Origin of the sequence: Leifsonia sp. TF02-11, assembly GCF_017565305.1 — a bacterium.
In the GTDB taxonomy this organism is placed as follows: Bacteria; Actinomycetota; Actinomycetes; order Actinomycetales; family Microbacteriaceae; genus Leifsonia.
In genome coordinates this window covers 1-24,632 of sequence record NZ_JAGEKP010000021.1, presented here as the reverse complement: position 1 = coordinate 24,632, position 24,632 = coordinate 1, and the positions used below count along the sequence as shown (strand labels likewise).

At 66.8% G+C, this 24,632-nt stretch carries 22 protein-coding genes and 2 pseudogenes; 15 read left to right on the top strand and 9 right to left on the bottom strand.

Annotated features, from left to right (window positions below; translation table 11 throughout):
* Window positions 1-23: 23 nt before the first annotated feature.
* Entirely contained in the window at window positions 24-719 is a 696-nt protein-coding gene (locus JNB50_RS20190; protein WP_208041945.1) for a hypothetical protein, read from the top strand.
* 143 nt (window positions 720-862) lie between these two features.
* On the opposite strand, the gene JNB50_RS20185 is transcribed toward JNB50_RS20190, so the two are convergent.
* Window positions 863-2,119, bottom strand: coding sequence for a hypothetical protein (locus JNB50_RS20185; protein WP_208041944.1), 1,257 nt, complete (start codon window positions 2,117-2,119; stop codon window positions 863-865).
* Window positions 2,120-2,251: 132 nt separating this feature from the next.
* Window positions 2,252-2,818 (bottom strand): hypothetical protein, encoded by a 567-nt coding sequence (locus JNB50_RS20180; protein ID WP_208041943.1) that lies wholly within the window; start codon window positions 2,816-2,818, stop codon window positions 2,252-2,254.
* 94 nt (window positions 2,819-2,912) lie between these two features.
* Between JNB50_RS20180 and JNB50_RS20175 the strand changes: the two genes are divergently transcribed.
* Entirely contained in the window at window positions 2,913-3,140 is a 228-nt protein-coding gene (locus JNB50_RS20175; protein WP_208041942.1) for a sigma factor-like helix-turn-helix DNA-binding protein, read from the top strand.
* 44 nt (window positions 3,141-3,184) lie between these two features.
* Here JNB50_RS20175 and JNB50_RS20170 read toward each other — a convergent pair.
* Both JNB50_RS20170 and JNB50_RS20165 read right to left on the bottom strand, forming a co-directional pair.
* Window positions 3,185-3,644, bottom strand: a pseudogene (locus JNB50_RS20170) (single-stranded DNA-binding protein).
* A gap of 49 nt (window positions 3,645-3,693) precedes the next feature.
* Window positions 3,694-4,155, bottom strand: a complete 462-nt coding sequence (locus tag JNB50_RS20165) for a hypothetical protein (RefSeq protein ID WP_208041941.1) — start codon at window positions 4,153-4,155, stop codon at window positions 3,694-3,696.
* 656 nt (window positions 4,156-4,811) lie between these two features.
* Here JNB50_RS20165 and JNB50_RS25850 point away from each other — a divergent pair.
* From JNB50_RS25850 to JNB50_RS20105, 12 genes are all read left to right on the top strand, one after another.
* Window positions 4,812-5,672: an FHA domain-containing protein gene (locus tag JNB50_RS25850; protein ID WP_208041940.1), complete on the top strand. Its 861-nt coding sequence runs from the start codon at window positions 4,812-4,814 to the stop codon at window positions 5,670-5,672.
* 92 nt (window positions 5,673-5,764) lie between these two features.
* A complete protein-coding gene (locus tag JNB50_RS20155; RefSeq protein WP_208041939.1) occupies window positions 5,765-6,115 on the top strand; it encodes a hypothetical protein in 351 nt (116 codons plus the stop codon).
* 230 nt (window positions 6,116-6,345) lie between these two features.
* Window positions 6,346-6,801: a hypothetical protein gene (locus tag JNB50_RS20150; RefSeq protein WP_208041938.1), complete on the top strand. Its 456-nt coding sequence runs from the start codon at window positions 6,346-6,348 to the stop codon at window positions 6,799-6,801.
* Window positions 6,801-8,255, top strand: coding sequence for a hypothetical protein (locus JNB50_RS20145; protein WP_208041937.1), 1,455 nt, complete (start codon window positions 6,801-6,803; stop codon window positions 8,253-8,255). Before JNB50_RS20150 ends, JNB50_RS20145 begins: the two co-directional genes overlap by 1 nt.
* A gap of 3 nt (window positions 8,256-8,258) precedes the next feature.
* On the top strand, window positions 8,259-9,911 hold the full coding sequence (locus JNB50_RS20140) for a hypothetical protein (RefSeq protein WP_208041936.1): 1,653 nt from the start codon (window positions 8,259-8,261) through the stop codon (window positions 9,909-9,911).
* Window positions 9,908-11,359: an ATP-binding protein gene (locus JNB50_RS20135; RefSeq protein ID WP_208041935.1), complete on the top strand. Its 1,452-nt coding sequence runs from the start codon at window positions 9,908-9,910 to the stop codon at window positions 11,357-11,359. Before JNB50_RS20140 ends, JNB50_RS20135 begins: the two co-directional genes overlap by 4 nt.
* Window positions 11,356-11,823 (top strand): hypothetical protein, encoded by a 468-nt coding sequence (locus tag JNB50_RS20130; protein WP_208041934.1) that lies wholly within the window; start codon window positions 11,356-11,358, stop codon window positions 11,821-11,823. Before JNB50_RS20135 ends, JNB50_RS20130 begins: the two co-directional genes overlap by 4 nt.
* On the top strand, window positions 11,820-12,923 hold the full coding sequence (locus tag JNB50_RS20125; protein WP_208041933.1) for a hypothetical protein: 1,104 nt from the start codon (window positions 11,820-11,822) through the stop codon (window positions 12,921-12,923). Before JNB50_RS20130 ends, JNB50_RS20125 begins: the two co-directional genes overlap by 4 nt.
* A gap of 12 nt (window positions 12,924-12,935) precedes the next feature.
* Window positions 12,936-13,484, top strand: coding sequence for a hypothetical protein (locus JNB50_RS20120; RefSeq protein ID WP_208041932.1), 549 nt, complete (start codon window positions 12,936-12,938; stop codon window positions 13,482-13,484).
* Between the two features lie 25 nt (window positions 13,485-13,509).
* Window positions 13,510-15,183, top strand: a complete 1,674-nt coding sequence (locus tag JNB50_RS20115) for a type IV secretory system conjugative DNA transfer family protein (RefSeq protein WP_208041931.1) — start codon at window positions 13,510-13,512, stop codon at window positions 15,181-15,183.
* Entirely contained in the window at window positions 15,180-15,860 is a 681-nt protein-coding gene (locus tag JNB50_RS20110; RefSeq protein ID WP_208041930.1) for a hypothetical protein, read from the top strand. The genes JNB50_RS20115 and JNB50_RS20110 overlap by 4 nt, the downstream gene beginning before the upstream one ends.
* 20 nt (window positions 15,861-15,880) lie before the next feature.
* Entirely contained in the window at window positions 15,881-16,132 is a 252-nt protein-coding gene (locus JNB50_RS20105; protein ID WP_208041929.1) for a hypothetical protein, read from the top strand.
* A 79-nt stretch (window positions 16,133-16,211) separates the two neighbouring features.
* Here the strand turns inward: JNB50_RS20105 and mobF are convergent, their stop codons facing one another.
* Entirely contained in the window at window positions 16,212-19,985 is a 3,774-nt protein-coding gene (gene mobF / locus JNB50_RS20100; RefSeq protein ID WP_208041928.1) for a MobF family relaxase, read from the bottom strand.
* Window positions 19,986-20,348: 363 nt separating this feature from the next.
* Here mobF and JNB50_RS20095 point away from each other — a divergent pair, with 363 nt between their 5' ends.
* Window positions 20,349-20,825, top strand: coding sequence for a hypothetical protein (locus JNB50_RS20095; protein WP_208041927.1), 477 nt, complete (start codon window positions 20,349-20,351; stop codon window positions 20,823-20,825).
* Window positions 20,826-20,910: 85 nt separating this feature from the next.
* Here the strand turns inward: JNB50_RS20095 and JNB50_RS20090 are convergent, their stop codons facing one another.
* The 4 genes and pseudogenes from JNB50_RS20090 to JNB50_RS20075 form a co-directional block, all read right to left on the bottom strand.
* Window positions 20,911-21,546 (bottom strand): hypothetical protein, encoded by a 636-nt coding sequence (locus JNB50_RS20090; RefSeq protein ID WP_208041926.1) that lies wholly within the window; start codon window positions 21,544-21,546, stop codon window positions 20,911-20,913.
* Window positions 21,547-21,572: 26 nt separating this feature from the next.
* On the bottom strand, window positions 21,573-22,118 hold the full coding sequence (locus JNB50_RS20085; RefSeq protein WP_208041925.1) for a hypothetical protein: 546 nt from the start codon (window positions 22,116-22,118) through the stop codon (window positions 21,573-21,575).
* 481 nt (window positions 22,119-22,599) lie between these two features.
* Window positions 22,600-23,499: a hypothetical protein gene (locus JNB50_RS20080; RefSeq protein ID WP_208041924.1), complete on the bottom strand. Its 900-nt coding sequence runs from the start codon at window positions 23,497-23,499 to the stop codon at window positions 22,600-22,602.
* Window positions 23,496-24,632: pseudogene (locus JNB50_RS20075) on the bottom strand (hypothetical protein); the annotation flags it as partial. The pseudogene JNB50_RS20075 and the gene JNB50_RS20080, both read right to left, overlap by 4 nt.

Genomic DNA, 24,632 nt, shown 5'->3' with positions numbered 1-24,632 from the left:
CGCCTCGTACGCGGTCTTTTGCTGTGGCCGGAATCGCCGCGCTCGGGGTGGCGATCGCCGCCGGGGGCCTCTTCTTCGGCGTGGGGGCTCTGAGTGCCCAGTCGGAGGCCGACCGCGTGTACGCGCAGCATCATCCTGTCGGTGAGACGCAGGAGACGCGCGCGGCCGCCGAGTTGAAGATGAAGCAGGAGGCGGCGGCCGAGGAGGAGAAGCGGGAGGAGGCGAACGCGCGGTCCGGGCAGGATCCCGAAGCGGCCTACACGCCGCCGCCGCAGCCACAGGTGGCTGCCAACCGCGCAATGCCGCCGGGCGCAGCTGATCCGGCCTCGCCGGCGCGGTCGACGACGGCGCTGTTCGCTGACTCCTTCGCCAAGGATCTGTTGATGGCGCGTGCGATGGTGAGCGGTTCCGCGGCGCAGCCAGTCGCTGCGACGCTGGTGCCGAACTCGTGCATGGAGAGCTGGGTCCGGGAGCACGTTCACGACTTCGACGGGAAGTCCACGTTCGGAGTCACGACGCTCTGCGGGAGACAGGTCGCGTTGATCGCCGGCGCCGGCGGTATCGACGAGAAGATCCTGCTGTTCGGCTCCGCCCAGAAGGATGGCCCCCAGGACGTGCGACAGCTGCTCCTCGCCTCGACGGGCACGGACGTGTCGTTCGCATCGGCGTCGACGGAGGACGGACGCACGGCGGTGATGATCGCGGCCGTGGCTCCGTAAGCGCAACAGCAGGCGGCCTTCGCAAAGAACCCCGCGGGCTCATCGAGCTCGCGGGGTTCTTCGCGTGTGGACTGGGAAAAAGCGGCGCCCCGCCCGGGGGAGGGGCGGGGCGCCGAGAGCATCCCAAGGGGGAGGGATGCGGCCTAGATGCAAGCGTAGACCGAGAGGCCCCACCCGCTGTCTGTCGAGAACGTGCTGTAGGTGTACGGGTAGCCGACGTTGATGCTGATCGCCCCGCCGCTCGAGGTGGTCTGCGAGTAGCTGAACGCTCCATCGCAGCCTGGCGTGTACGCACCGTTCGCGTTGACATGCGGGGTGTGGTCCACCGGCGGAGGCGTGTAGCCGCCGCCACCGCCGCCGCCGCCACCGCCCGTGGAGCCGCCGCCACCGGTCGACCCGCCGCCTCCCGTGGAGCCGCCGCCACCGGTCGACCCGCCACCGCCGGAGCCGCCACGGCTGCCCCCGCCGCTTCCGCGCGGGGTCTGGCGGACCTCGCCCGTGCTGGGGTCGGTGTAGCTGGACTGACCAGCCCGAGCAGCAGCCTCCGCGGCGGCCTGCGCGGCCGCTGCCGCCTCCGCGGCGACGGTCTTGTCGTGCGAGTCGTGCACTGCCTTGGCCTTGGCCAGGAAGTCCAGGAGCAGCGGTGCCGGGCTCTTGCCGTCCGTTACGGCCTTCTTCGCGGCGGCCGCGGCGTTGGTCAGTGCGTCTTTCTCACCCTGACCGGCCTTCGCCAGGGCGGTGATGATGCCCTTCGCGTCGACGTCGAGAGCGGGGACGGCGGCCGCGTTGGCCGATTTGTCCAGGCCTGTGACGATCTGAGCAAGGGCGCGATTGGTGGTTTTCACCTGGGCGGAGATCCCGGGGCCACCCTTCAGCGTGTTGCCCGCTGCACCGGCCTGACGGTCGACCAGCGCCGTCAGTCGTGCTGTCTCACTCCGGAGCTGTTCGGTCGTCGAAGACGGCTTACCGGCTGGTCGCGGATCCTGGACCGGTGCTCCGGCCTTGAATGCGGCGTACATCTTCAGCTGAGTGAGCTGGGCATCCAGCGCCTTCACCTGCGCATCCGGCAAGTACTGCCCTACTTTGGCCTCGTCGTGGATCTGCGTCAGCTGCTTCTGCAGCTCGCCAGCGGTAGCGAGGGCGGCGGCGAACTCCTTCTGCGCCTTGAGGTCCTGGCGGTACTGGGTGACCGCCTTGATACGGGCGGCCTGGTAAGCCGCGTCCGCGTCGGAATGCTGCGCAGTGCTGACGCCCGCCGGGATACCGACGGCGGCCGCCGCGATGATGATCACCGCGCCCGCACCCGCCGCGATCGCGGAGCCGCGATGCGAGCGTGCCCACGTCCAGAGTCGGTTCAGGCCTCGCGGACGCGCGGCATCAGTGGTGTTCTCAGTGCTCAAGGTGATTTCCCCCTTGGGTAGATTAGAGCGCTCGGCGCTCACGGATTCGCCCGAAGCGGGCTGGTGCTGTGGTGAGACCGAGGTGGTTCAGTTCGCACTCTCGGTCGCTGGTCCCGGATCGGTAAGGGCGTGTCAGGTGGTAGCGGACTCCATTTCCTGCGTGGGGTCCTCTCGCGGGACGGTGTGCGCCTCGTAGAGCCAAGCGGAAGCGGGTTCACCTCCGGCAAGTCGTTGGGTAACCGTCACCACCGCGCCGCATTGCCCACACTTTCGCGTGCCGGCCCGCTGGCTCCCATGTGATCCGACGGGCCGAATGTCTACGACGTCCGGATCATCCACGAAGCGAGTACGGACGGCCGGGCAGGAGGGCGGGGGAGCGTCGGGGTCGGAGACCGGGTCCGGCGCGGACTGGGGCGCATCCTCTGCAGGTTCAGGTTCAGGCGACGGTTCTGCAATGCAGACAGCCCACTGCCCGCGGTCCAGTTCCACGGTCCTGTCGTCGCGTCTGATCCTGATCGTCGAGGTCGTCGCCGAGAGGTATTTCCCCTGGACGATTTCGGAGGACCAGCCGTCGCGAGTCGGGAAGTAGTGGACGAGCTGAATCGCTCCTCCACGTTTCGGGAGCGGGTCGGCGATCTTCGTGTGTCCGGTCATCGGCGTCGGCTCCTTCCTTTCTTCGAGGTCGATGTGGACGAACATACAAGAGCTATTGTGATTTCGCAATAGCCATTGCGCTACAACAATGTTCCTTGGTTTTCGGCAATACCTGTTGGCGTGCGTTAGGCTGGCCGCCATGACGACCCCGATCCCTGAGCGATTGGCCGCGTTGGCGGCCGAAGGCGCGCGGGTGAGGGCTGAACAGGAAGCGCTCACATCCCGGCGTCGACGCGCCGTTTTCGATGCATACAAGGAGCGGTACAGCTTCGCGGAGATCGGCCGCATGCTCGGAGTCTCGGGAGAGCGCGCCCGCCAGGACTACGAGCGCTACGTCGCGGAGAACCCAGAATTCCGCACGAAATGACGCCCGGTGCCGTTGACACCGGGCGCCATCGGGAGCAGCGAGGATCAGTAGGGGAGGGGTTCGTCGGATGATGGTCGATTCCAGCGGTCCCACGGTTCTTCTTCAGTCGAGGCGCTAGCTTCTGGGTCGCTGGCGGAATCCGAGGTGCGGGTGATCTGAGCGGTGGCGTAGCGCAGCGACGGGCCGATCTCGTCGATCTCGAGCTCGATGCTGGTGCGCTTCTCGCCTTCCTTCGTCTCGTAAGAACGCTGCTTGAGGCGGCCCTGCGCGATGACGCGCGACCCCTTGGTCAGCGAACCCGCGACGTGCTCCGCGAACTCGCGCCAGACGCTGGCACGGAGGAACAGAGCCTCACCGTCCTTCCACTCGTTCGCCTGACGGTCGAACGTGCGGGGGGGTGGACGCGATGGTGAAGTTGGCGACAGCCAGCCCGTTCTGCGTGTAACGCAGCTCGGGATCGGCCGTCAGGTTCCCCACCACGGTGATGACCGTCTCGCCGGCCATCAGGCAATCCTCGTCACGGAGCTAGCGGTTGTGGATGACATGCTGATTGTCATGCTGTTGTTCCCTTCTTGGTGGTGCGCCGCGAGTTGACGCGGGTCTTTTCGAGGGTGGCCTCCAGCGCGAGATTGACGCCGGTGCTGCGGTCCGCCACAGCCCCTCGTGCCGGGATTGCGGTGTCGGCGATCGAGTCCTTCCGGCCGATGTAGTTGCCCGCTCTCGGCGGGGCAGCGACGACGGATCGATTCGCGGTGCGTTCGCGCCAGGGTTCCCCGTAGACGATCAGCGCGAACATGGTGATGGGGATGATGACCAAAGTAGCCCAGCTGCCGAACTGGAGAACGACCGCTACTAGAGCAACCGGAATCCCCAGCCAGAGAGGCCACGTCGCAGCCATTGTGTCGATGACGCCCGGTTTCAGGGGGTTGAGCACCGCAATGATGGCGACGCCGATCCACAGTGCGACACCGACGATGAGTATCCGCTTCCTGCTCGCGACCACCCAGTTCAGCATTGAGCCTCGATCGGGCGCTCGAGCATGTGCTGGATCATGTAGGTGCGCTCCTCCAGGTTGGTCATCCTGTTCTCACGCTTGACTTGCCAGCCTTGGTCCCTGAGCTGCTCTAGATCCGCATTCATCTGAGCCAGGGCGGCCGCTTCCGCTCTCTGAGCGTCCGCGTCGACGGGGGTTAGGGGGATTGGTTCGGTGCAGCGAGCGAGTCTTTCGACCTCGCGCCGCCGTGCCGTCATTGGCATCCGTCGCACTGCAGAAAGTCCATCGGGTCGATGGGCACTTGGTAGCCGCCGACGCTGTCGGACTGAGTGTCTGGGCTGACTGCCGGGCTCGGTGGCACCGACGAGCGGGGGTCTTCTTCCACGAATGATCCTTCCGGTACTGAGCGCGCTGTGCCGCTCACTACCTAGATGGGCCGAGCGCGCAGTCGCATTGGACGCTGTCCGTTACGCCTCCGTTCGAGCTCGGTGCGCGCTTGGCCCATCTAGGTAATGAGGGCAGCTGAGTCGGGGCCTCCACCCCCGGCTCAGCTGGCCTCGATACCGACCTGTGGAGGAGACGGGAATGAACGGCAATGCACGGCTGACACGGCCACAGCAGAAGACCCAACGTGACGAGGCGGCCCAGTGGTAAGCACCCCTTCCGCCTCAGCGTGGGTGACCTGCCCCCACTGCGAGGAATACGTTCCGAACGGCGCCTTCTGCTCCTTCTGCAGCTTGCCGCTGGGCGGCACCCTCAGCGATCTCTTCCCCGAAGCGGGCCGAGTTGCCACCCACGCGGAACCACTCGCCCTTCCCCCCACGGTGGCACCCGAAACAGCCGCCGAGCTGGCACGCCAGGTGATTGAGGAGCGTCACGTCGCCGAAGTCGCTGCACAGCCTCCAGCCGGAGGAAAGCGGCTCTCACTGCTGCGTCGACGCTCCGAGAAGAACAATGTGCCTGCAGCATCGCCGCACGGAGAGCCGGAGCTACCTGCCGTCCCGCCGCTGGCATCGGCCGAGACCGTTCAGGTAGATCCCGGACTGCTCTCGCGCGTGCAACCGTTGGCACCCGCGCCGCCGCTCATCATTGCGGCCGGACCCGAGGATGTCGCCGCAGCCCGCACCGCTGACGAGGACCTCGACGACGGCTTCGACGAGCGCACGATGCTACGCCCGCCCCGCATTGCACAAGTCAAAACCCGCCGGTATCTCCAGTTCAGCACCGGTCTGCGGGTGCCAGTTACGGGCGAAGGGGTGGTGGGGCGCGCCCCCCACGTCGAGGACTCCGTCACGCGCGTCGTACAGATCGCCGATCTGGGGCGCGAGCTCTCGCGGACTCACTTCGCGTTCGGACTCGATGGCGACGGCGTGTGGGTGATGGACCGATCCTCGGCCAACGGAACCTGGGCAGTCAACTGGGCCGGTGTCCCGGCCGGGCAGCTGATCCCGGAGACGCGTTACACCCTGGCCCCCGGGGATGTCTTCGAGTGCGGCGGTATCCAGATCACCCTCCGTGTCGACGGAGAAGCCGGATGAGCTGCCTATCACCCACCTTCGGTGCGTGTCGGCGCACATCGCCCGACTGCACTTTTCACCTCTCCTCAACCACAACCTAGAAAGGACCACCCATGCTGCACCATCTCGTTCGTCTCGAAAGCGCAATCCTTGTCCACACCGACAATTCCGACCAGAACCCCTTCGACGGCGTCAAGCCGTCTATGGACTTCTTCGGCGGTGCGTTCAAAGGCACCTGGCAGTGGTGGCTCGGCGGCGCCTGGGGCGCTTGCATCGTCGCCTCCGCGTTCATCGTCATCTTCTCGCTCATCCACCTGCGTCACATCAACAGCGAGGACAACCCACAGAAGAAGTCGAAGGGACGCAACAAGGTCATCGGCGCGTTCGTCACAGCCGGCGCCCTGGTGCTGGTTCCGACGCTGTTCGCCGGCATGATCTTCTTCGCGAACGCGGGCAAGGCATGACCAGCCCTGCGACGTCACGAAAGGGTCGGCGCATCTGGTGGGTGATCGGCGTAGGGGCGGCCCTCGTGGTCGCCGTAACGGCCGGGATTCTGATCGGCCAGGCAGGCAAGGCCCCAGAGGCGGCCCCTCGACCGACCCGTACACCATCGAGCCCGACGCCCGCGGCAACTGCCGCCCCAGATGCGTCCGCCGCTCGCGGATGTCTCCTCGGCACACCGCCAACCGCCGTCATGTTCAACAAGCTTCGGGCGGAAAAGAACTTCACCCCCGTTGGCGCTGTCGAGTTCCTTGGGGCCTACCAGCAGCTGTCCACTTACTCCGACCCCGGAATGGCGGTCGGAGCACGTGACGCATTGATCGCGGCAAGCGCCGGCAACGTCCTTGAGCGGGCGACAGCACTGCCGAGCGTGGGTAACCCCTTCGGCGACGAATCATCCCATGCGTTCTCGCTCTACACCGCCCGCTACGTGATCGAGTCAGCCAAGCCCGACCAGGTCGTCGTCGCCCTCACCGGGTACCTGCTGAAGGACGGGCAACCGTCGAGCACGGACGGCCAGCACGGGATCCGCGGCGGGGGATTGTTCACCCTCACCCCGACTGACGACGGTTGGCAGCTCGTCAACGGGGCCACTGTCGACGCGGCCGCGGTTGAGCGTACCGGCAGCCCGTTCTCCGGAGGCTGCTGATGGCCGCCGACAACAGCTGCGGGCCCTTTCAGTGGGTGTGCGACACGGGCTCGAACATCGGAGACGCAATCGGCGGGTTCATCCCCGAACCCGTCAAGGCGATCACCGGTGGAATCCAGTTCGCGGCCAACCCGCCCGGATGGATCATCGAGCAGTTTCAGAACGCCATCCAGTTCCTCGCCGGAGGGCTGATTCCTTGGGTGCTCAACGCGCTGAAGCCCGACTTCTCCGCGCGCTGGTTCCTCCAGTCGTACGCGCTGTCGTTTGGGCTTTCGTTGCTAGTCCTTGCTGTTATCAGTCTCTTCGTGGTGTTCGAGCGCAAGAGCGGTAAAAGCTCTGGTCGGACGGTGATCGATACCTTCGGAATCGCGATGCCAGCCTTCCTCATTGGTACGGCATTCGGTCCTGCGATCGGTATCGCTACCTCCACTCTGATTACGTCCCTGGTCAGTTGGCTGGCCCAGTGGGGAGTGTCCTCGAGCACGGTCGACTTCTACTCGAACCTCGCTCACTCCTTCAGCAAGCTGGACGTCGTCGGATCCGGCATCGGGTACTTTATGGGCGGATTCTTGCTCCTGGCAATGATCGTCACGCTCGTCGCCGTGGTGCTCATGCTGATGGTGCAGCTGGCGATGCAGTACCTGATGGGCGCGATCATCCCGCTCGGCTACGTCTGGATCGTGCACCCTGCTACACGGAAGTTCGGGTGGAAGGGCCCGATCATCTTCTCCGGGATCGCCATTTCGCACGTGCTCTTGTTCCTGCTCCTCGGCATCGCCTACAAGGCGGTCAACGCGAACATCGCGAGCATCGAGTCGGACGCAACCAACCCTCTCCAAGCACCGCAGACCTTCGTCAAACTCGGACTGACCGTGCTGATGATGGGTATCGCCGCGCTGGCCCCCGCCGCACTGTGGCGCCTGGCTCGATTCACCAACCCGGCCGGCGGCGGTGGCACAACCCGCGACGGGGGCGTGTCTGCGCCGAACCCTAACAACATCCCGGCACCCCAAGGGTCCAGCTCGCCCGCGCGAACCGCTCAACAATCGCCGGGCGGAGCCTCTGGCGAGCCGATCCCTGCGGCTGGCCCCGCGGCCGCCAAGGGCGGCGGTGCCGCAGCGAGCCCGGCTTCAGGCGGCGCGGCAGCGTCCGCCGGCAGCGCAGGAGGAGCGGCAACGGGCGCGGGCGGAGCCCTCGGCGGCGCCGGGGGTGCGCTCGGCGGCGCTGGGGGCGCGCTCGGCGGCGCTGGAGCCGCTGCCGGTGGTGCCGGTGCCGCGGCAGGCGGAGCGGGCGCGATGGCCGGGGCGGGGGCGGCAGCCTCCGCAACCGGTGTGGGGGCCGCCGTTGGCGTGCCGATGCTGCTTGCCGCGGGCGCTCGGGCCGTTGCCGCTGGCTTTCAGAAGCTGGAGGCGCACGCGAATCAGATCGGCGAAGCCGGAGACGAGAGGGACTGATCAATGGCACGGACCGGAGTTCTTGGCGGCGAGTCGACATCTCGCGGCTTCCTCGGCGGCAACGTCGGCAAGGGCCGCCTTTGGACGCTCGCAATCGCCGGCGTCGCCGCTTTCATCGTCGCGCTGCTTTTCATGCCCTGGGGATTTCTTATCGGGATCCTCCTGGTGGCGGCCGCGTGGGTGGCAACCATGTCCACCCGGAACGGCTCCCTCCTTTCCCGGGTGGTGCGCAGGGCTGCCTGGCGGGGCAAGGTGAAGAACGGCTACGACCACTTCATCCCCTACATTCCCGAGATGTGGGAGGAGTTCACCGAGGCCTACAACACCGCCAAGGGTCGCCGCCAGCGACGGGCGGCGCTGCTTCAGTTGCGGGCCATGCGCGATGTCCCGGACGGGATGGACGGGTTTTCGTGGCTGCGATCCCGCCGCCGTCAGCCGGGTATCCAACTTCACGAGCCTGACGGTGCTGAGAGCTACCTGGCGGTCACTTTCGCCACGGCCGGACAGGTCGAAGGGCTCGACGGGGAGCCCGTCTACGACTACGCGTCCGCCGCGGCGGGACGCTTTGCAGCTGGCTTCGGCTCCCGGCAGTCTCTTGCGCAACGCATTCAGTACGTCTCTCACGTTCAGCACGCCGATTCCGCGCTCCACGCGTCCTGGCTCCGAAGCAGACTCGATGATGAGACGGTCACCATCGACGGGGTCGTCCGTTCGCGTGTCCCGCGTATCCTCGCCGTCTCCTACCGGCAGCTCCTAACGAAGTACACCGCTTCATCACCCGTCCAGCATCGGTACATCACCATCAGCTGGCCGCTGTCGCCTCGCTTTCGTGCCCGCGCCGCCCGCCGCGGCGAAGGCCGTGAGGGCTGGGTTGCCTTGATGGACGATGAGATCCGCAGCATCCAAGCCGACCTTCTGGCTGCGGGATTCAAGAACGTCACCGCTCTCACCGCCCTGCAGACTGCCGCGGTGTTCCGGCACCTTCAGTTGCCGCAGTACGACATCGCCCGCATCGACGACCTGTCCGCCTACAGCGGCTGGCTCCCCTCGAAGGACGAGTGGTCGTACACCACCTACTCTGCGGAGCTCGACGGTGAGCTGGCCGTCTCCTTGGCGCGTACAGCGCGAATCACGGCCGAGCACGTCGAGACGGGTGAACGCGGAGTGTTCTGGCATGACGCACTGCTCACCAGGATGACCCGCCCGGTCGTGCGCACGATCTCCTTCCACATTGAGGTCACCTCGCAGCAGGAAGCCCGCAAGGCGGCCGCCGCGGACTTCACCTCGGATGAAGCGGACCGGCTCCGCGCGGTCAAGAAGGGCGAACTGGTCGACGCGGCGACGAACGTCGGGCAGCGCGCCTCAGCCCGCCGCCTCGGCGATCTTGAACCGGGAACCGGTATCCATGGCGCGAACTGGGTCGGGTACATCACCATCCACGCTGCGAACAAGACAGCGATGGTCGACGCCACGGAAGCCATCGAGGACGCCGCCGGCCAAGCCGGAATCGATCACCTCGAGTGGATCGACTCCCTGCACGCCACCGCGAACGCGACCACTTGGCCCACCGGCCGCGGCATCACCCCAACACCCCGTTCGACCGACGCGCGCGTGCGCGACGTCCTGGCCGGCACCGGACCGAAGGAAGCGCTGTGACCGACACCCGAGAAACCCCGATCGACCTCGACATCGACCGTCTGACCTCTCCATCAATGGAAATGATCCTGCTGGCCGATGCCCCGCATGAGCCTCAAGGCTGGGAACGAGAGCAGGGTTGGTTCAAGAGAATGCTCGGCTTCGGCCGGGTCGCAGTGCAGGGGGCGCCGTCGACGACTCGGCAGACGGAGATCCTCAACCTTGCGCTGACCGCAGCCCCCACCTCGACAGAGGGGATCCTGATCGGCCAGGACGGACTCACCTGGTCGATGGTCGCCCACGACCCCGTAACCGCGTACCTGCTCGGCATCGTTGATTCCCCCAATGTCGCCGTGCTCGGAGCTGTCGGTTCCGGCAAATCATCTCTCATCAAATGCGTCTACCTCCTGCGCCCACTGCTGCTGAAGAACACCCGGTTCGTCGTCGTCGATTACAAGCCGGGCAGCGTGGACGAGAACCCCAACGGCGAACAGGTTCTCTACGGCGAATATCAGCCCGTCGCCAAGACTGCAGGCGTCAATCCGATCCGGTTCTCGCTGGATGGGTTCGGCTCGCGTATCAACCTGCTGGACCCTGCGCTGCTCGCCGCGGGAAACTCCGGCGGCTCGCTCGCGATCCTCTCGAACGCGTGCCAGCTGCTGAACGATGGCACCCCGCTGACAGCCATTGAGCGCAAGATGCTGCGCCACGCGCTTGCCGACGTTGTCACGTCACGCGGCGACAGGGCGCAGCTGATGGATCTGATCGCCGAACTCGAATACTTCGCCCCCGCCGACAACCTGCGAGCGAATGTGGCCGAGGCGTACGCGCTGGCGGCCGCGACTGTCGGCGCGCTGCTCGAGCGGCTAATCGTGGAGTTCCCGGGCCTGTTCGACGGACCTACCAGCGAGGACGTGAGGCTCGACGAGAAGCTCACCGTCTTCGACATCAACGGGCTTCCGGAAGACGGCCCGTTGATCTCGATCGTGATGATGGTGATCAACGTCTGGGTGCTCGGAACGATTCGTCGCTCCCGTGTGGCCGGTCAGAAGATCGTCACTTACTTCATCGTCGACGAGGGGTGGTTTCTCGTCGGCGGCCCGATGGGCAAAATCATCCGCTCCAATGCCAAGCTCTCCCGCGGTCTCGGGCTGTGCCTTGTTGTCGGATTGCACCACGTCAACGACATTCCGCCGGATGACCCCGCGATCGCGTTCATCAAAGAGGCCGGAACCCTGCACCTGTACCGGCAAGAGCGGCGCGACGACGCGGAGGCCGTTGAGCGGATCACCGGCCTGCAGCCGGGTGCCGCGCAGACCCTGATGACGTTGGAGAAGGGGCACCACTACCTCAAGCGCGGGCAGAAGGCAGAGATTCACGTCCGCCATCTGCGCTCCAAGCTCGAGGAGACGCTCACCAACACCGACGGTGGCCTCGTCGGTGACGAGAAGCGACGGACCGCCGCATGAGCGCTCGTCGGCGCGTCATCGTCGTACTCGCCTTCGCGATCGCCGCGGCGTTGACAGGATGCGCCCAGCCCGCCACCACGACACCGACCGTCGCTCCCACGGTCGACGTCGAGGGCTGGACTCCCGCTGCTGTGACCCCCGCCCCTGACGCTTCCGCGGCCGACCAGGTTGCCGTCGCCTTCATGCAGGCGTTTGTTGCCACGAGCCGTTCTCCTAATGAGTGGTTCGACGGAATCGCGCCGTACCTGTCCTCCTACGCTCGCACCGCCTACGCGGACACGGACCCGAACCTCATCCCGGCTCGTCACGTCATCGGGCCGGCCGAGATCATTTCGACATCCGACGTCGCCGCGCAGGTGCGCATCCCCACCGACGCAGGCACATATCTCGTCCAGCTCGCACGCACCGACCCGGCCGGCGGCTGGGAGGTCGACCGGGCCATCGCGCCGGGAGCCGAGCAGTGAAGATCCTCACCATCCTCGCCGTCCCGGCAATCGTTGGCGCAATGATCGTCGCTCTCCTCTTCTCCGGTGGCGCCGCATCGGCGTGCGGCCCCCAGGCCGGTGCCTCCGTTGATGTGGCCAGCGTCCAGGCGGAGCCTGTCGCCGGGTACGCACACGATCGGCTGGTGAACGCGGCCCTCATCATGAATGCTGCCGCCGCGCTCGGCATGGACCGCACCGCGCAGACCATCGGAGTGATGACCGCGATGGGCGAGTCCGGGCTGCGGAACCTCGGCTACGGAGACGATCTGGCCGGCGTTACCAATCCCGACGGATCTCTCACCTGCTCGCTCGGCCTGTTCCAGCAGCAGTGGTGCCTTGGCACCTGGGGGACCAAAGCCGAAGTGATGGACCCCACCCACGCCGCGACGACGTTCTTCCAGCGTCTCGCCGGTGTCGCCGGTTGGCAGGACCTCGAACCGACTATCGCTGCCCACAAAGTGCAGGGAAATGCCGATCCCTTCTTCTACCGCGCTTACTGGGCGCCCGCAGTGCAGGTTGTCGCGGTCCTCAGCGGAACCAACGCCGCGGGGTGCGCGGTCTCAGGCGACGCTGTCGCCCTCTCCAACGAGCTCCTGGCCGCGCAGAAGGCGGGCACGTTCACCGACAAGGCCGAGCCCGGGTTGATCGACGCAGAGATCGCGCCGATCGCGTCAGGCAAGGTCACGGCGAGCTGCCACATCGATGTCCGCGTGCTGCAGCTCCTGGTGGCAGCACTGCACAAGTTCGAAACGATCGGGATCAGCGACCTCAACCGCCCCTGCATCGGCTCCAAGCAGAACTGCGAGTTCTCCGCGCACTGCTTCGACCCCTCCACAGCGGTCGACTTCTACATGGCCGGCGGGCACACGCTCACCGGCGCGAACCAGCCGTCGATCGATCTGATCACGTTCATCGGCCCGATCATTCCCGCCGGGTCCCAGGTCGGCCAGTCCGACTGCCGCGCCAACGCTGGGACCAGCCTGTCTTTACCCGGAATCAAGCAAATCGCCGACACGTGCAACCACGTCCATGTCGACTTCCAGCGCACAACCGCCGAGCTGATCCTCCCCGCCGGCTGAAAGGAACAACAGATGGTTCAAACAATCGCCGCGTCCCCCTCCTCGGCGTGGGCGCTGTCCGTGCTCACCTCCACCTCCTGGCTTGGTGCCGCAGTCGCCGTCGTCGGCATCCTTGCCGCCGCCGTTCAGACGATCCTCCTGGTCAGGATCCTCGGCTCGCAGCGAACCAGCACTCCAAACGGACCCGACGGCGACGTTAGCCGTCGAACCGAGCACACGCGCCGTCGCCTGCGTCTCGCCCTCATCTGGGCCGCCGCCGGGGCTATTTGGGCCGTCGTGATGACCGTTCTCTCCCGGCCGGAGCTGATCCCCTACGCTGTCGCCTCGGTCGGTGCCGCCGCGTCTGTCATCGCCATCGTCGCCGGCACCTCCCGCGCCCGGGGGACGCGCTCCTTCAACGGAATGAAGCTGCGCACGGTCATCGTCACCGCCGCAATCACGGCTGTCGTCGCCATCGGCCTGCTCTTCCTCGTCCCGCAAGCCAACAGCTGGTTCGGCGGAGTCACCGACCCGCAGCCAGCCAGCTGCGACAACGCAACTGCCTGCCCGCCCCCGGCCTGACCGCCGCCCACGAGAGGGAACTCACATGTCCAGCGAAACCCGCGCCAAGATCGATTTCACGCTCGGCGGACTGATCATTCTCGCCAGCGCCCACATCGCGCTCGTCCTCACGGGCTCCGGTGTCCCCATCACCAACCCGCTCCGCAGCCTGATCGTGCTGCTTTCCCTCGTCATCGGGAAGCCGCTCCCGCACGGTGTCACCCTCGGATCGTTGCCGGCATTCGTGACGGTGCTCGTGACCTGCCTGATCGTCGGCGCCCTTCTATGGTGGGCAATCGTGGTCGCGATCCGCCGCCTCCACCCCGGTCGCAATTCGGACGACAACGGCCTGATGACGGCGCAACACCGGCGGAAACAGAACGCACGCACCAACACGCTCCCGCATCCGTTCGCGTTCATCGGCAGGAAACCGTTCCACGCCAACAGCGAGGACTCCTTCACCGTCGTCGCTTCATCCGGCGCTGGTAAGACGATGCGCTTCGTCGTTCAAATGGTCGCGCGCGCTGCCGGCGCCTGCGTGACCACCTCCACGCGCCTGGATGTGTTCCTGCTCACCGCGTGGATCCGCGGCCGCGTCGGTCGTGCCCTCACCTTTGCCCCCGAATACCGCACACTCCTTCCATGGAAGTGGCGCGTCCACTGGGACATCGTCGCGGGGTGTGAGAGTGCGGCGGTGGCGATGGAGCGCGCCGACGCGATCGCCAACGCGATGCCGCTGTCCGGGGACTCAAAGAACTCCGGGTTCTTCAAAGAGTCGGCCTCGCTGATCTTGCGCTGCATGATGCACGCCGCCGCCTTGGGAATGCCCGGCAGTGACAAGAAGTACACGTTCCGCGACGTCATCGACTGGATGCAGGACCTCTCCAACAACACGCCGTACACGATCCTTCGCGAGCACCCGAAGGCAAACCACCGCTGGTTCAATGACCTGAAGACCTTTGCCCGCGGGGATGCAGTCGAGACACGTAACAACATTCAGCAGACCATCACGATCCTGCTGAAGGCGCTGGCGATCGACGAGATCCTCGACGCGGTCTGCCCGGCCGACGGCGTGATCATGCTGAACCTCGAGGCGTTCATCGCCTCCACCGACACCCTCTACCTGATGAGCAAGAAGAAGGGCTTGGCGGCTCCGGTCATCACCGCCCTGGTCGAGTCCCTCCAGTCTGCCGCTATGGACGCAGGCGAGCAGAAGCCGCTCAGCCCCGTGCTGACGATCGTGCTCGACGAGCTGGCCAACGTGTGTCCGCTCCCGTCTGCGCCGTCACTGATGACCGACGGGCGCGGGCACGGCATTCAGGTCGCTGCCATCCTCCAGGGCCGCAAGCAATGCGAGCAGCGTTTCGGCACCGAAGGCGCGGACATCATCCTCCGGCTCTCGTCCTGCCTGATCTTGTTCGGTGGGTCGCGCGATTACGACTTCCTCCGCGAGCTTTCTAATCTCGCGGACAAGCGTGAGGTCACTCGCGAGTCAACTACGGACGGGCCGTCCGGCACGTCCACGTCGGCTTCCACCCAGGAGACCGACGTATTCACGGTGGGCCGTCTGCATGCGCTCGACGAGGGCATGGCGATCATGTTCTACCGGAACCTCCCAGCCGTAATCGTGCGGCTGCCCGCATGGTGGGAAAGCGACGATGCCGGTGACTACGAGATGAGCCAGAGCCACACCCGGAGCGAGCTAGGGCTTGCCGCATGAGCCGCAGGAAGAAGCAGCCGCTCGGGCCACTCACGCTCGGCGCGACAGTCGCCGACCATGAAGGCCGCATCGGAGCGCAAGCAGAGGATATCGACAACCTCGAAGGAGCCTTCCAGGGCCTGGGCGGTCAGATGACCAAGATCCTCGACTGGCTCGAGGCGCGCCCCGGAGGCCCCTGGTCGTGGCGCACACTCGACCAGGACGCGGCCAAGGAGTTGTGGGCTGAGCTCTATGACTGGGTGAACTGGTTGCGCGACCGATACCTCGTCCATCTCAGCGGCGACGACACCTATCGTCTGCTGAACGACTGGTACAAGCATCCGGTCGCGGTCGAAATGCTCACCGCCCTGATGGTCTCCCACCAGTACGTCTACCGGCGCACGAGAGCAGCGCCATCATTCGACCTCGTTGAGTGGCATGAACGCTGCTTGTGGCCCACCTTCCAACGGATGCGGGCGCTGAATCTGTTCCCAACCAGCCACGCCACCGACGCACCCTGGACGCCCGCGGACCCCCTTCCCAGGACTCCTGACGACGACAACTTTGCCGAGTTCGTGCTCGACGATCTTCGCTCACGCCCAGAAGGAGAGCACGTCACGGAGCCGGTACGCGCCGACGGTCCGCCCGCGCTCACGGATGCGGACGCACCGCCGACGGAGGAGGACTGGGCCGAATGAGGGATGGTGACAACTCTCCGGTGACCACCGTTGTCACCACCTTCCGACCAGCATCCAGCACCGAACAGGAGCGACGGATCGGCGAGCGTGAGACGCGTCTTGCCACCCTCATCCTGCGTGGCTGGACACTGACGACGACAACGTCATCCGCCGGCAACGGCACCATTACCATCGTTGACACTCTGATCCGCCGCACCGCGCTCACACGCAAGGCGGGAGAGCCATCGCCCGCGGTTGCAGCCTCAGGACTTTCCCTCGTGGCGACTGCGTGATGTGACGTCCCCACCAATCCCGCGTACAAACGGCCGCCTCCGGTGATCCCGGAGGCGGCCGTTCTGTGCTGGCGGGCGGTTAGAGCTCTGGCCCGCTGAGAGAGCGGTGGGGTTCCTCGTCGACGTCGAGCGGTCTGCGGCTGGTCTGGGCCGCGGTGACGTTGTCCACCCGTTCCGCGACGTCGACGCGATCGGCCGGGGACGATTCTGCGGTGGGTCGGCCGTTGGTTGCCGCCGGCGCCCGAAGCTCTCGCAGGGCCGCCAACGCGTCTGCGTAGGCTGGGTCATCGTGGGCAGGTGGCGGCCCCAGTGGTGTGTCTGCGGTGATGTGGTGATAGTCGCGGTACGCGATGATCCGCGCCAGGTTGCGCCGCCAAAGTGCCCGCTGGGTGCTGTCCTCCGGGGCGCTGCCCAGCGACTCCATCCACACAGGCCGGGTCGCTTCGGTGAGGTCGGTGAGGGCGTTGATGCGGTTGGCGATGAGGTCGGCCTGCTGGTTCACCCAATCGCGCACCGTCGGGTCGTGTCCGACGCTTCCCGGTGCCGGGGTGATCCACGACGGCAGTTCGATAGTGGGTACGCCGGCGGGGTCGCCGACCCGGTAGTGGAGCACCTTGGCCAAGGACCGAGCTTCGTTGAAGCCGTCGATGTCCCGGCTCGCTGTGGCGTTGCGGAGGACCGTTCGCACGTCCGACCCGCGCGCTTCGTGCGCGGCGAGACGTTCGGCAAGGGCCGCCCACGCCGGGTCGTCGGTGATGCGGCCGGCCGCGTCGCGGTCCAGCACGCTGCGCAGGATGATCTCCATTTTCATCTTGGTGACTTCGCCGAGAACGCGTACGTTGGCGTCCTCGTAGGCAGGCACGAGCCGCTGCAGCGAGTTTGCAGCCTCCTGCTCCTGCTCTAGTGTCTCGGTAGCGGAGAGCTCTGCCTGTTCGCGGGCGAGGACTCGTTCGAGGCCGTGGAGGATGGAGTCCTTATCCCGGTCAGGGCTGTGGCCGTCGGCGGCCAACGTGTCGTCGGTGATCACGTACAGGTGGTTGCCCTGGCGGCCGCGCGTCGCTGCCACGTACAGCTGTTCGCGGGCAGTCCCGTCCGGGTCGATCATCGTGTGGGTGGTGTCGACGGTCATGCCCTGGGAGCGGTTGACGGTGGTGGCGTAGCCCAACTCGACGTGCTCGGCCACGTACCAGGCCGGGAGCGTCACGACGCCCTCGTGGCGGATGCTCTTGACCTTCAGCGAACCGTCGTCGCCGACTTCGAGGACGTGCCAGAGGTCACCGTTGGCGACGAAGTCCTTGCCCTGGTTGGCGCGCAATCGCCGGTTGTTGTCGCGGGTGACGATCCGGTCGCCGACGCCGGCGCGGTTGCCGTCGTGCAGGGTCGGGCCCTCAGGGGAGACGGTTCCGGCCGCGATCTTGTCGATGCGGGCGCGGGCGGAGAGCGCGACGACTTCCTCGTTCGTGGCCGCCAGCATGAGCGCTTCCTTGCCGTCGGCCTCGTCGCGCAGGAAGGCGTCGTAGATGTCCTCCAGCAGCGTCATCCGCAGTCCACCGTGAGTGCGGCCGCGGGTGACGTAGAAGTCGAGTGCGGTCTCCTTGCCGTCCCGCAGGCGCAGCGTGGCTGCGGCTTCTTCCTGGTCGACGAACCGGTAGACGTGTTCGAGTGCGACGGCGCCGACGGTCTTGTCGAGTAGCCGCAGCGTGCCGCCGGCTTCGACAGCGGCCAGCTGTTGGTAGTCGCCGAGGGCCTTGATGCTGGCTCCGTGAGCTTCTGCCAGTTCTAGGAGCTTGGCGTACATGGGGAGGCTCGCCATGCCGGCCTCGTCGATCAGGAGCACGGTGTTGGCGTCGATGCGGTACCGGTCGCTGGCGCGCTGTTCGGGCGTTCCGGTGGTGTGGATCTGGATGAGCTTGTCGGCGGTGTCGGCTTCGACGTCGATCTCTTCCGCCAGGACGGTCGACGCCGCGGCCGAGGGTGCGACGGCGAGCACGCGGCCGCCGGCGGCTTCAACGGCGCGGGCGAAGGCGCGCATGGAGGTGGTCTTGCCGGTTCCCGCGGGGCCGATTCCGATGTCGATGAGTCCACCATTGCAGGCGAAGTGGCGGGCGAGTGCAGCCTGGGTCGGGTCGAGCGCGTACTTGCCAGCGGCGATCTGAGCGGCGTTCACCTGCGCGAGGGTCGCGTCGAAAACGTCTTCCGGGACGCGGAATCCGGCGGTGGTCGGTGCTGCCTGGACCAGGCGTTCTTCGGTGTCAAGGATCCGCTGTGAGGTGTAGGTCTCGCCGCGGTAAAGGCGGTAGATCGAGGACCCGTTGGCGAGCTGCAGCGCCGCGGGAACCGGGTTCGGTTCGTCCGCGGTCAGCCGCACTGAGAGGTCGACCGTTCGCTGCAGGAGGGCGTCGCGGAAGGTGAGCGGGTCGAGGTCGGGGTGGGTGGTGAAGTACGCGGCGACGGCTCGGTTGGCTTCGGCCTCGAGGTGGTCGATGCGCCAGGTGGTGCGTGAGTTCTCGACGTTGCGCAGCACGTACTCGGCGACCTGGTCGAGGTTCATCGGCTCCAGGATGCGGGCGCGTTCGCCGATATCGGTCGCACTGAATGCGGCGTCGAGCATGGTTTGGGTGCCGCCCGCACCGAGGTATTGTTCGGCGAACTCGGCCTCGGTGTCGCGAATCTCGTCCAGGCTGCGCAGCTGGTCTTTGGCTTCGCGTGTGGCCAAGTTCGCCTTCTCCAACATGGCCTGCTGCGCCTTGCGCGGGGGAGTGTGGCCGTGGGTGGTGACGTACTCCTTGACGAGCTTGGCGTACTCGTCTTCGATGGCGACTCTGCGGCTGGAGCGCGCCCGGCACAGGTCCTGGTCGACGCCGGCAATCTCCGGAACGGGGCGCTTGTCGCGGCCGCGGCTGGTGTCGGTCCAGGCCAGCCCGAGGCGCTGCATGGACAGCACCTGGACGAGCATGTTGTACCGCTCGGAGGCGGCGACGCCGAGGTTGTGGAGGATGCGTCCGTCCAGGCTCCGCCACTTGCCGTCGATGCCTTGGACCTTCGTGGAGACGGCCGCGTGGGTGTGCAGGTTGGGGTCACCGGACCGGGAGTCAAAGTGCTCGAACATCGTCACTGTGAGCCCGTGCGTGTCCATCTGGGCGATCCCGCCGGCGCCGACGCGCGTCTTTCCCGCTTCCTGCTCGATCCAGCTGAGGGTCATTCGGACGGCGTCGTTGTGGATCTCGTGTAGCTGCTGGGAGCGTTCCTTGTCGGCGAGGATCCAGAGCACGGAGAAGCTCTTGGAGGGGGTGAACACCAGGTCATACCCGGCGACAGGCTGACGGTCCTGCTTGCCGATCGTGGCAAGGAAACGGGACACTTCGTTGTCCTTCGGTGCCCGTCCCAGCTGCTCCTGCAGGTGGGCAGTGGCGAGGTCCCAGCGGATCAGATCGCGCTCGACGCCCGGCTCGGGAACGCGGCCGTGAGCGGTGCGGAACTCGCGGTAGGCCGCGCCCACCATCTTCGCCCACTCGTCGGTCCCGGTCTGCGGCACCATGAATCGTCGTCCCAGACGCGCGGCCGCGTGAGCTTCCTTCGCGCTCATTCCCTCGGCGATCTTGGCCTTGATGAACTCGTCCGCGTCCGGGCGCAACCCCTCACCAAAGAGGGCTTTCATCTGCTCCTCGGAGACCTCGCCGGACATCCCGAGCGCTGCCGCTCCCTTGCCGAACCAGACGCCGGCAGGGTTGCCCTCGGCGGTGTAGTAGTCGGTGAGTTCTTCGCCGCGTTTGCGTGTCTGGTCGTGAGAAGCGACCTGCCGGGTGAGGTAGGTGTACCCGTCTCCGGCGTGGAGGACGTGGACTGTCATCATCGGCAGCCGCCCCCTTTCGGATCAGATTCGCGGGCTTATCAGCCCTTTTGCTCCTGCTTGGCCGTTCCGCACACTGCTAGTGCAAGAGGTGTGTTGTTCCTGGTGTCTCAGTGTAGCTGGTCGCTGCTCTGAGACTGGCTTTCGCATGGCTCTGCGATTGACTGTCGCTGGATGCTGCCTGCTCTGAAAGGTGAGCTGTTGGATGATGCTGGCTCTTTGGTTCTTGCGATGCTCGTGCGCGTGATGGCCTGGCTGCCGGAAGTGTTTCGCCGCCTGCGGCGAGGGCCGGCGGCCGGATAGAATCGCGGCGTTAGGTGCTCAAGTGGAGGTTGAGCATGGACAACTCGATGAAGGAGTGTGCCCATGTCGGCAAAGACCACGAAGCCCAAGTCCGCATCCACGCTCGCGCGTGAGCGTGCGCGTGCCGCGCGTGCAGCGCAGCTGGAGGAGCAGAAGAAGAAGGAAGCCCGTATCGAAGATGCGGCGACGTCGTACTACCTCTCGCTCGACAAGCTCGATCAGCTCGCGGCGCAGCGCGAGGAGGCCATGCGGGAGTTCGACGCGCAGCAGGGCGCGCTCGAGCTGCAGCAGGGCAAGGTGATCGCGGAGCTGCGCTCGTTGGAGACGGTCGCCACTATCGCAGAGCTGCTGGGGATCAGCACGGCGGAGGTCACGCGACTGTCGAAGCTGGTCGACGCGGCGCCGGCCGCAGGCGCGCCGGCGGAGCAGCAGCCGACGTCGGAGGTTGCTGGGCCGTCGTGGCCCAACGTCGCGACGTCGCAGGCTCCCGCGGAAGAATCGTTCGAGTCCGAGGGCGACGGCGAGCACGTGGCCGCGTAATCAGCGGACCGCGCTCACGACGAAGCGGCGGGGGGAACCACTACGGTTCTCCCCGCCGCTTCGTCGTTGCCAGCCGTCAGATGGTTCACCGCTCCTTCTGGTTAGCGGCCCGGGTGAGCTGGGTGGCGAAGGTGCGGTGGTTGTAGAAGTCGAGCGCGTCGAGCCAGATGTCGGTGGTGACGTCGATGCGAGCGACGGTGGGCATCGGGCCTTGGTAGCGGTGCGCGTTGGGGTAGACGCGGCCGCAGTGGTTGCAGACGGTGTAACCAGCAAGGACGTCGTTCTCTTCGGCCGCGTCGACCCGTGCGCTGTCCCAAAGGTGGCCGTCTGCTGCGAGGTAAGACACGTCCCAATCTCCGGCGCACTCAGCTGCTCCGCAGCCGATGTAGTCGACGCCGTTCTGGTCGTCCGGGCTGGTGGTTCCGGAAGGCTCGAACCCGGTCAGCGGGAGAGTCGGGTACGGCAACTCCGGTACGGCTGCCTTGACGGCTGCGCGGGCGGTGTCGTTGTCGAGGTCGAGGAAGTATCCGCGTACGGCCTGGTAGAACCCGTCCCGGCTGTCGACGTCGTGGTCGGCGCTGCGTTCGGTGAACGAGCCGAGAGTGCTGCTGCCTGTGACGATCAGGTTGTTCTGCGCGTCGCGGTCGACGGTAACGGTGATGTTGGGGCAGAGCTTGGTGAGCTTGCGCTGGAGCCAAGTTGCGTCGTTCTTGGTGGCCATGAGGGTTCCTTTCGAGAGTCTGCGGTCTAGGCGGCCGCGGGCAGCGTGTTCTGTGGGGCCGCGGGAAGGATGGTGTCGGTGCCGGGGACGCGGACCGCCCATGCCGACGGGGTGACGGGGGTCGAGACCAGCGGCTGCTGGCGGTGGAGGTAGGCCTCGTGGTTGCGGATCAGGGTGCTGACGTAGCGACGCCATTCCTCGTTGGTCGGGAGGTTGCGAGCCCACTGGAGCTGCTCGGTGAGTCGCTCGTGCTCCGCGATCAGCTCGTCTCGCTCGAGGAGGGCGATGCGCGCGCCGATCGCGAACAGTGCCAGGCCGGCGTCGGTGAGACGAGTCAGGTCGACGGCGCGGGCGGGGAGGGCGAGCTCGTTGCCGAAGCCGGCACCGGCGGCGTACTCCGCCAGCCGCTCTTCGCCGTCGATCGGCTCAACCGCGGAGTCGACGTTCGCACGGTGCCAGTGGAAGTCGATCGCCTTGCGGGCGCGGGCGGTGGCGACGTACAGGTCAGCGAACGTCTCGCGCGTCTGGTCGATCCCTGCCTGCAGGATCTCGGTCGGCGTGTAGGGGGTCATCGGTCTTCTCCTCTCGCGGTCGGCTGGTGTCGGGGTTACTGGCAGGAGTCGCAGCCGAGGAGGTCCATCGGGTCGACGGGGACCTCGTAGCCGCCGATCTGGTCGAAGCTGCTGGTGGTGTTCTGCGTGTTCATCGGTTCTTCCCTTTCGTTAGGTGTCCGCGGAATCAGAGGTGGGCGGATCATCGAATAAGGGGACCGACTTGGCGGACGCCGGAGCCTGTCAAGGGTTCCGACCGACCCCCAGCGCGCACGAGTCTTGGATCGCAGGTGCGGAGCACCTTCCCCGACCATTTCGAGATGCAGGGGAGGGAGCGGCCCTTGACAGGCGGAGAGCGGCCGCTAGTACGATTCCCCCTCTCGATGCTCCGGCTACCCGTCCCGTTCCTCGTCAGCTGGTCGTCGCGCTGCTCGCCTCGGCCGCGGGAGCGTGAGGGCGGCGGAGCCTGCCTTCACGCCGGCCCGCGGGCCGGCCCTGGCGGCTACAACAGCGCGAGCAGATCCTGGTCGGGCTTGGCGTACGGGGTGCGGGGCAGTCCGATCCGCGTGCGACGCCTCTCGCTGGGCGAGCCGATCGCCCACGCGTAGCGGTAGTTACCCGGGTGTCTCACGCGCGTGACTTGCAGCTCCTGGAGTGCATGACGGAGCCAGGTGGAAGGGTTCTCGTTGGCGCGTCGAGCTGGTGCACCAAGGGCGACGAGGCGGCGTTCCGCGCCGTCAGCGCCGGACTCCTGGGCGCGGATCTTCTGCAGGGTGCGGTCGCTGAGAACGAGACCGTGACGCGGCAGGTAGGTCAGGGTCCGGCGGGTGGAGCGTCCGAGGGCCAGCGCGTTCGTAGCCTGGTAGCAGACCCCTATGTGACCGGCCTTGTACTCGTCGACGCGCTCGTTGCCGTTCTGGTCGACGATGGTGCGGGTGCGGGGCATGGGGTCAGAGAAGGACACGACTCCGCGGATGCCCTCGGCGGCTGCGCTTTCGAAGACGCGGCGCAGGAACCAAGACTCGGCGTTCGCTGGTGTGTCGGTGAGGACGAGCCGACCGAGCTCGAGCGTCTGCATGTTCGGCTGCAGCTCCGGGAAGACGTTGCTCAGCACGCTGGCGCGCATCGGAATGCTGAGGACCGCGACGCCGACCAGGGCGCGGCCGCCGACGGTGGCGCCGTCGACGGCGAGGCGGTCGTCGGTGGTCGTCAGTCCGTAGCTGAACCTGGCGGCGGGGAAGGATGCGGCGTAGTGGTGCCGGGTGACGAAATCGCGTGCGAGCTGCTCGGGCAGCCGCACGACGTCGAAGGACGGGGCATGGAACCCGCCATCGGCGGGGTGCCGCCAGCTGTGCTGGCGGAACCCCCACCGCTGCGAGAGAAGGGATGCCGGGGCGCTCATCCCACCAGCCCCATCGTCTCGACGCAGATACCGACGATGTCGCGGGCACACGGGGGGCAGACCGCGTTTCCAGCCGCCTTCGTGATGTCGCGCTGGGAGACGGGCTTCAGCCGGTTGGTCGGCTGCCACATGTAGTCGGCGGGGAAGGCCATCCCGGCGGCGACTTCGGTGGGGAGGAACATCCGCAGCAGGGTGTCAGGGACCATCTCCATGGCGGCGTCGAGGTCCTTGGCGCTGATCGGTGCGCGCTGGCCGCGCGGCTGCTGCATGATTGCCTGGTGCCCGGCGGTGGTCAGGGTACGCATCGGCTCCGTGGCAGGCGTGGTCATCTCGGCCCCGCCACCGTTCATGCGGTGGATGAGGGCGTGGTTCGCGCCGTCGGCGACCACGGTCCGCATCGGCTCGGCGTACGGGTCGAAGTCGCGCACCCGGTCACGGAACTGGGTGACGAACGGGGTCACCAGGGCGTGGTGGTTGCCTCCGGCCGTGAAAGTGCCGGCGGCTTCGGTGACGGGGCGTGCGGTGCCAGTGCCGTACATCTCGGCGATGAACGGCGTGCGCTCGGGTGCGTAGGCGAGCGCGGTCTCCAGGCGAGTGGTCTGGGTGCGCAGCGCCTCGTCGACGGGGTAGGCGCTCTTGCCGTCGCGGCCGTCGACGGGGACGGCGAGTGCCTTGGAGTTGCTCGTGTGGAGCGCCTTCAGCGGCTCGGTGATGGGCCAGCTGCGGTAGTAGGCGTCGGCTTCGCCGTGGTGCGGGTGGCGCGGGTCGGCGGCGTCGTAGGTGTTGCCTGCCGCCTCCAGGTGCGTCGGTCCCCAGTAGCGGGCGACTCCGGCGGCCACGCGCAGCCGGGTCTTCGGCTTGAGGCGGTCACCGATCGGACGGCCCGGGATGGACCAGTCGATCGCGACGGACGCGGGGAGGTAGCCCGGCTCGACGATGGAGCCGCAGCCGGGGCAGCAGTAGACGTAGGCCTGGCGGTAGCGGCCGACCGTGCGGCCCGGCTTGAAGGACTGGACCGACTCGCGCATCTCGCCGCACTTCCAGCAGTAGGCGAGGGGCCGCAGGATGCGGTCGAGGTCGGGGGCCTTGTCGGCTTCCGGCCAGGCGACGATGTTTCTGACAGGTTGAAGTGG

Coding starts and splice junctions, on each gene's coding strand:
- JNB50_RS20145 (WP_208041937.1), top strand. CDS start 6,801: ATGGCCGCCGACAACAGCTGCGGGCCCTTTCAGTGGGTGTGCGACACG.
- JNB50_RS20140 (WP_208041936.1), top strand. CDS start 8,259: ATGGCACGGACCGGAGTTCTTGGCGGCGAGTCGACATCTCGCGGCTTC.
- JNB50_RS20155 (WP_208041939.1), top strand. CDS start 5,765: ATGCTGCACCATCTCGTTCGTCTCGAAAGCGCAATCCTTGTCCACACC.
- JNB50_RS20120 (WP_208041932.1), top strand. CDS start 12,936: ATGGTTCAAACAATCGCCGCGTCCCCCTCCTCGGCGTGGGCGCTGTCC.
- JNB50_RS20175 (WP_208041942.1), top strand. CDS start 2,913: ATGACGACCCCGATCCCTGAGCGATTGGCCGCGTTGGCGGCCGAAGGC.
- JNB50_RS20090 (WP_208041926.1), bottom strand. CDS start 21,546: ATGGCCACCAAGAACGACGCAACTTGGCTCCAGCGCAAGCTCACCAAG.
- JNB50_RS20095 (WP_208041927.1), top strand. CDS start 20,349: ATGTCGGCAAAGACCACGAAGCCCAAGTCCGCATCCACGCTCGCGCGT.
- JNB50_RS20110 (WP_208041930.1), top strand. CDS start 15,180: ATGAGCCGCAGGAAGAAGCAGCCGCTCGGGCCACTCACGCTCGGCGCG.
- JNB50_RS20085 (WP_208041925.1), bottom strand. CDS start 22,118: ATGACCCCCTACACGCCGACCGAGATCCTGCAGGCAGGGATCGACCAG.
- JNB50_RS20115 (WP_208041931.1), top strand. CDS start 13,510: ATGTCCAGCGAAACCCGCGCCAAGATCGATTTCACGCTCGGCGGACTG.
- JNB50_RS20130 (WP_208041934.1), top strand. CDS start 11,356: ATGAGCGCTCGTCGGCGCGTCATCGTCGTACTCGCCTTCGCGATCGCC.
- mobF (WP_208041928.1), bottom strand. CDS start 19,985: ATGATGACAGTCCACGTCCTCCACGCCGGAGACGGGTACACCTACCTC.
- JNB50_RS20080 (WP_208041924.1), bottom strand. CDS start 23,499: ATGAGCGCCCCGGCATCCCTTCTCTCGCAGCGGTGGGGGTTCCGCCAG.
- JNB50_RS20180 (WP_208041943.1), bottom strand. CDS start 2,818: ATGTTCGTCCACATCGACCTCGAAGAAAGGAAGGAGCCGACGCCGATG.
- JNB50_RS20150 (WP_208041938.1), top strand. CDS start 6,346: ATGTTCAACAAGCTTCGGGCGGAAAAGAACTTCACCCCCGTTGGCGCT.
- JNB50_RS20165 (WP_208041941.1), bottom strand. CDS start 4,155: ATGCTGAACTGGGTGGTCGCGAGCAGGAAGCGGATACTCATCGTCGGT.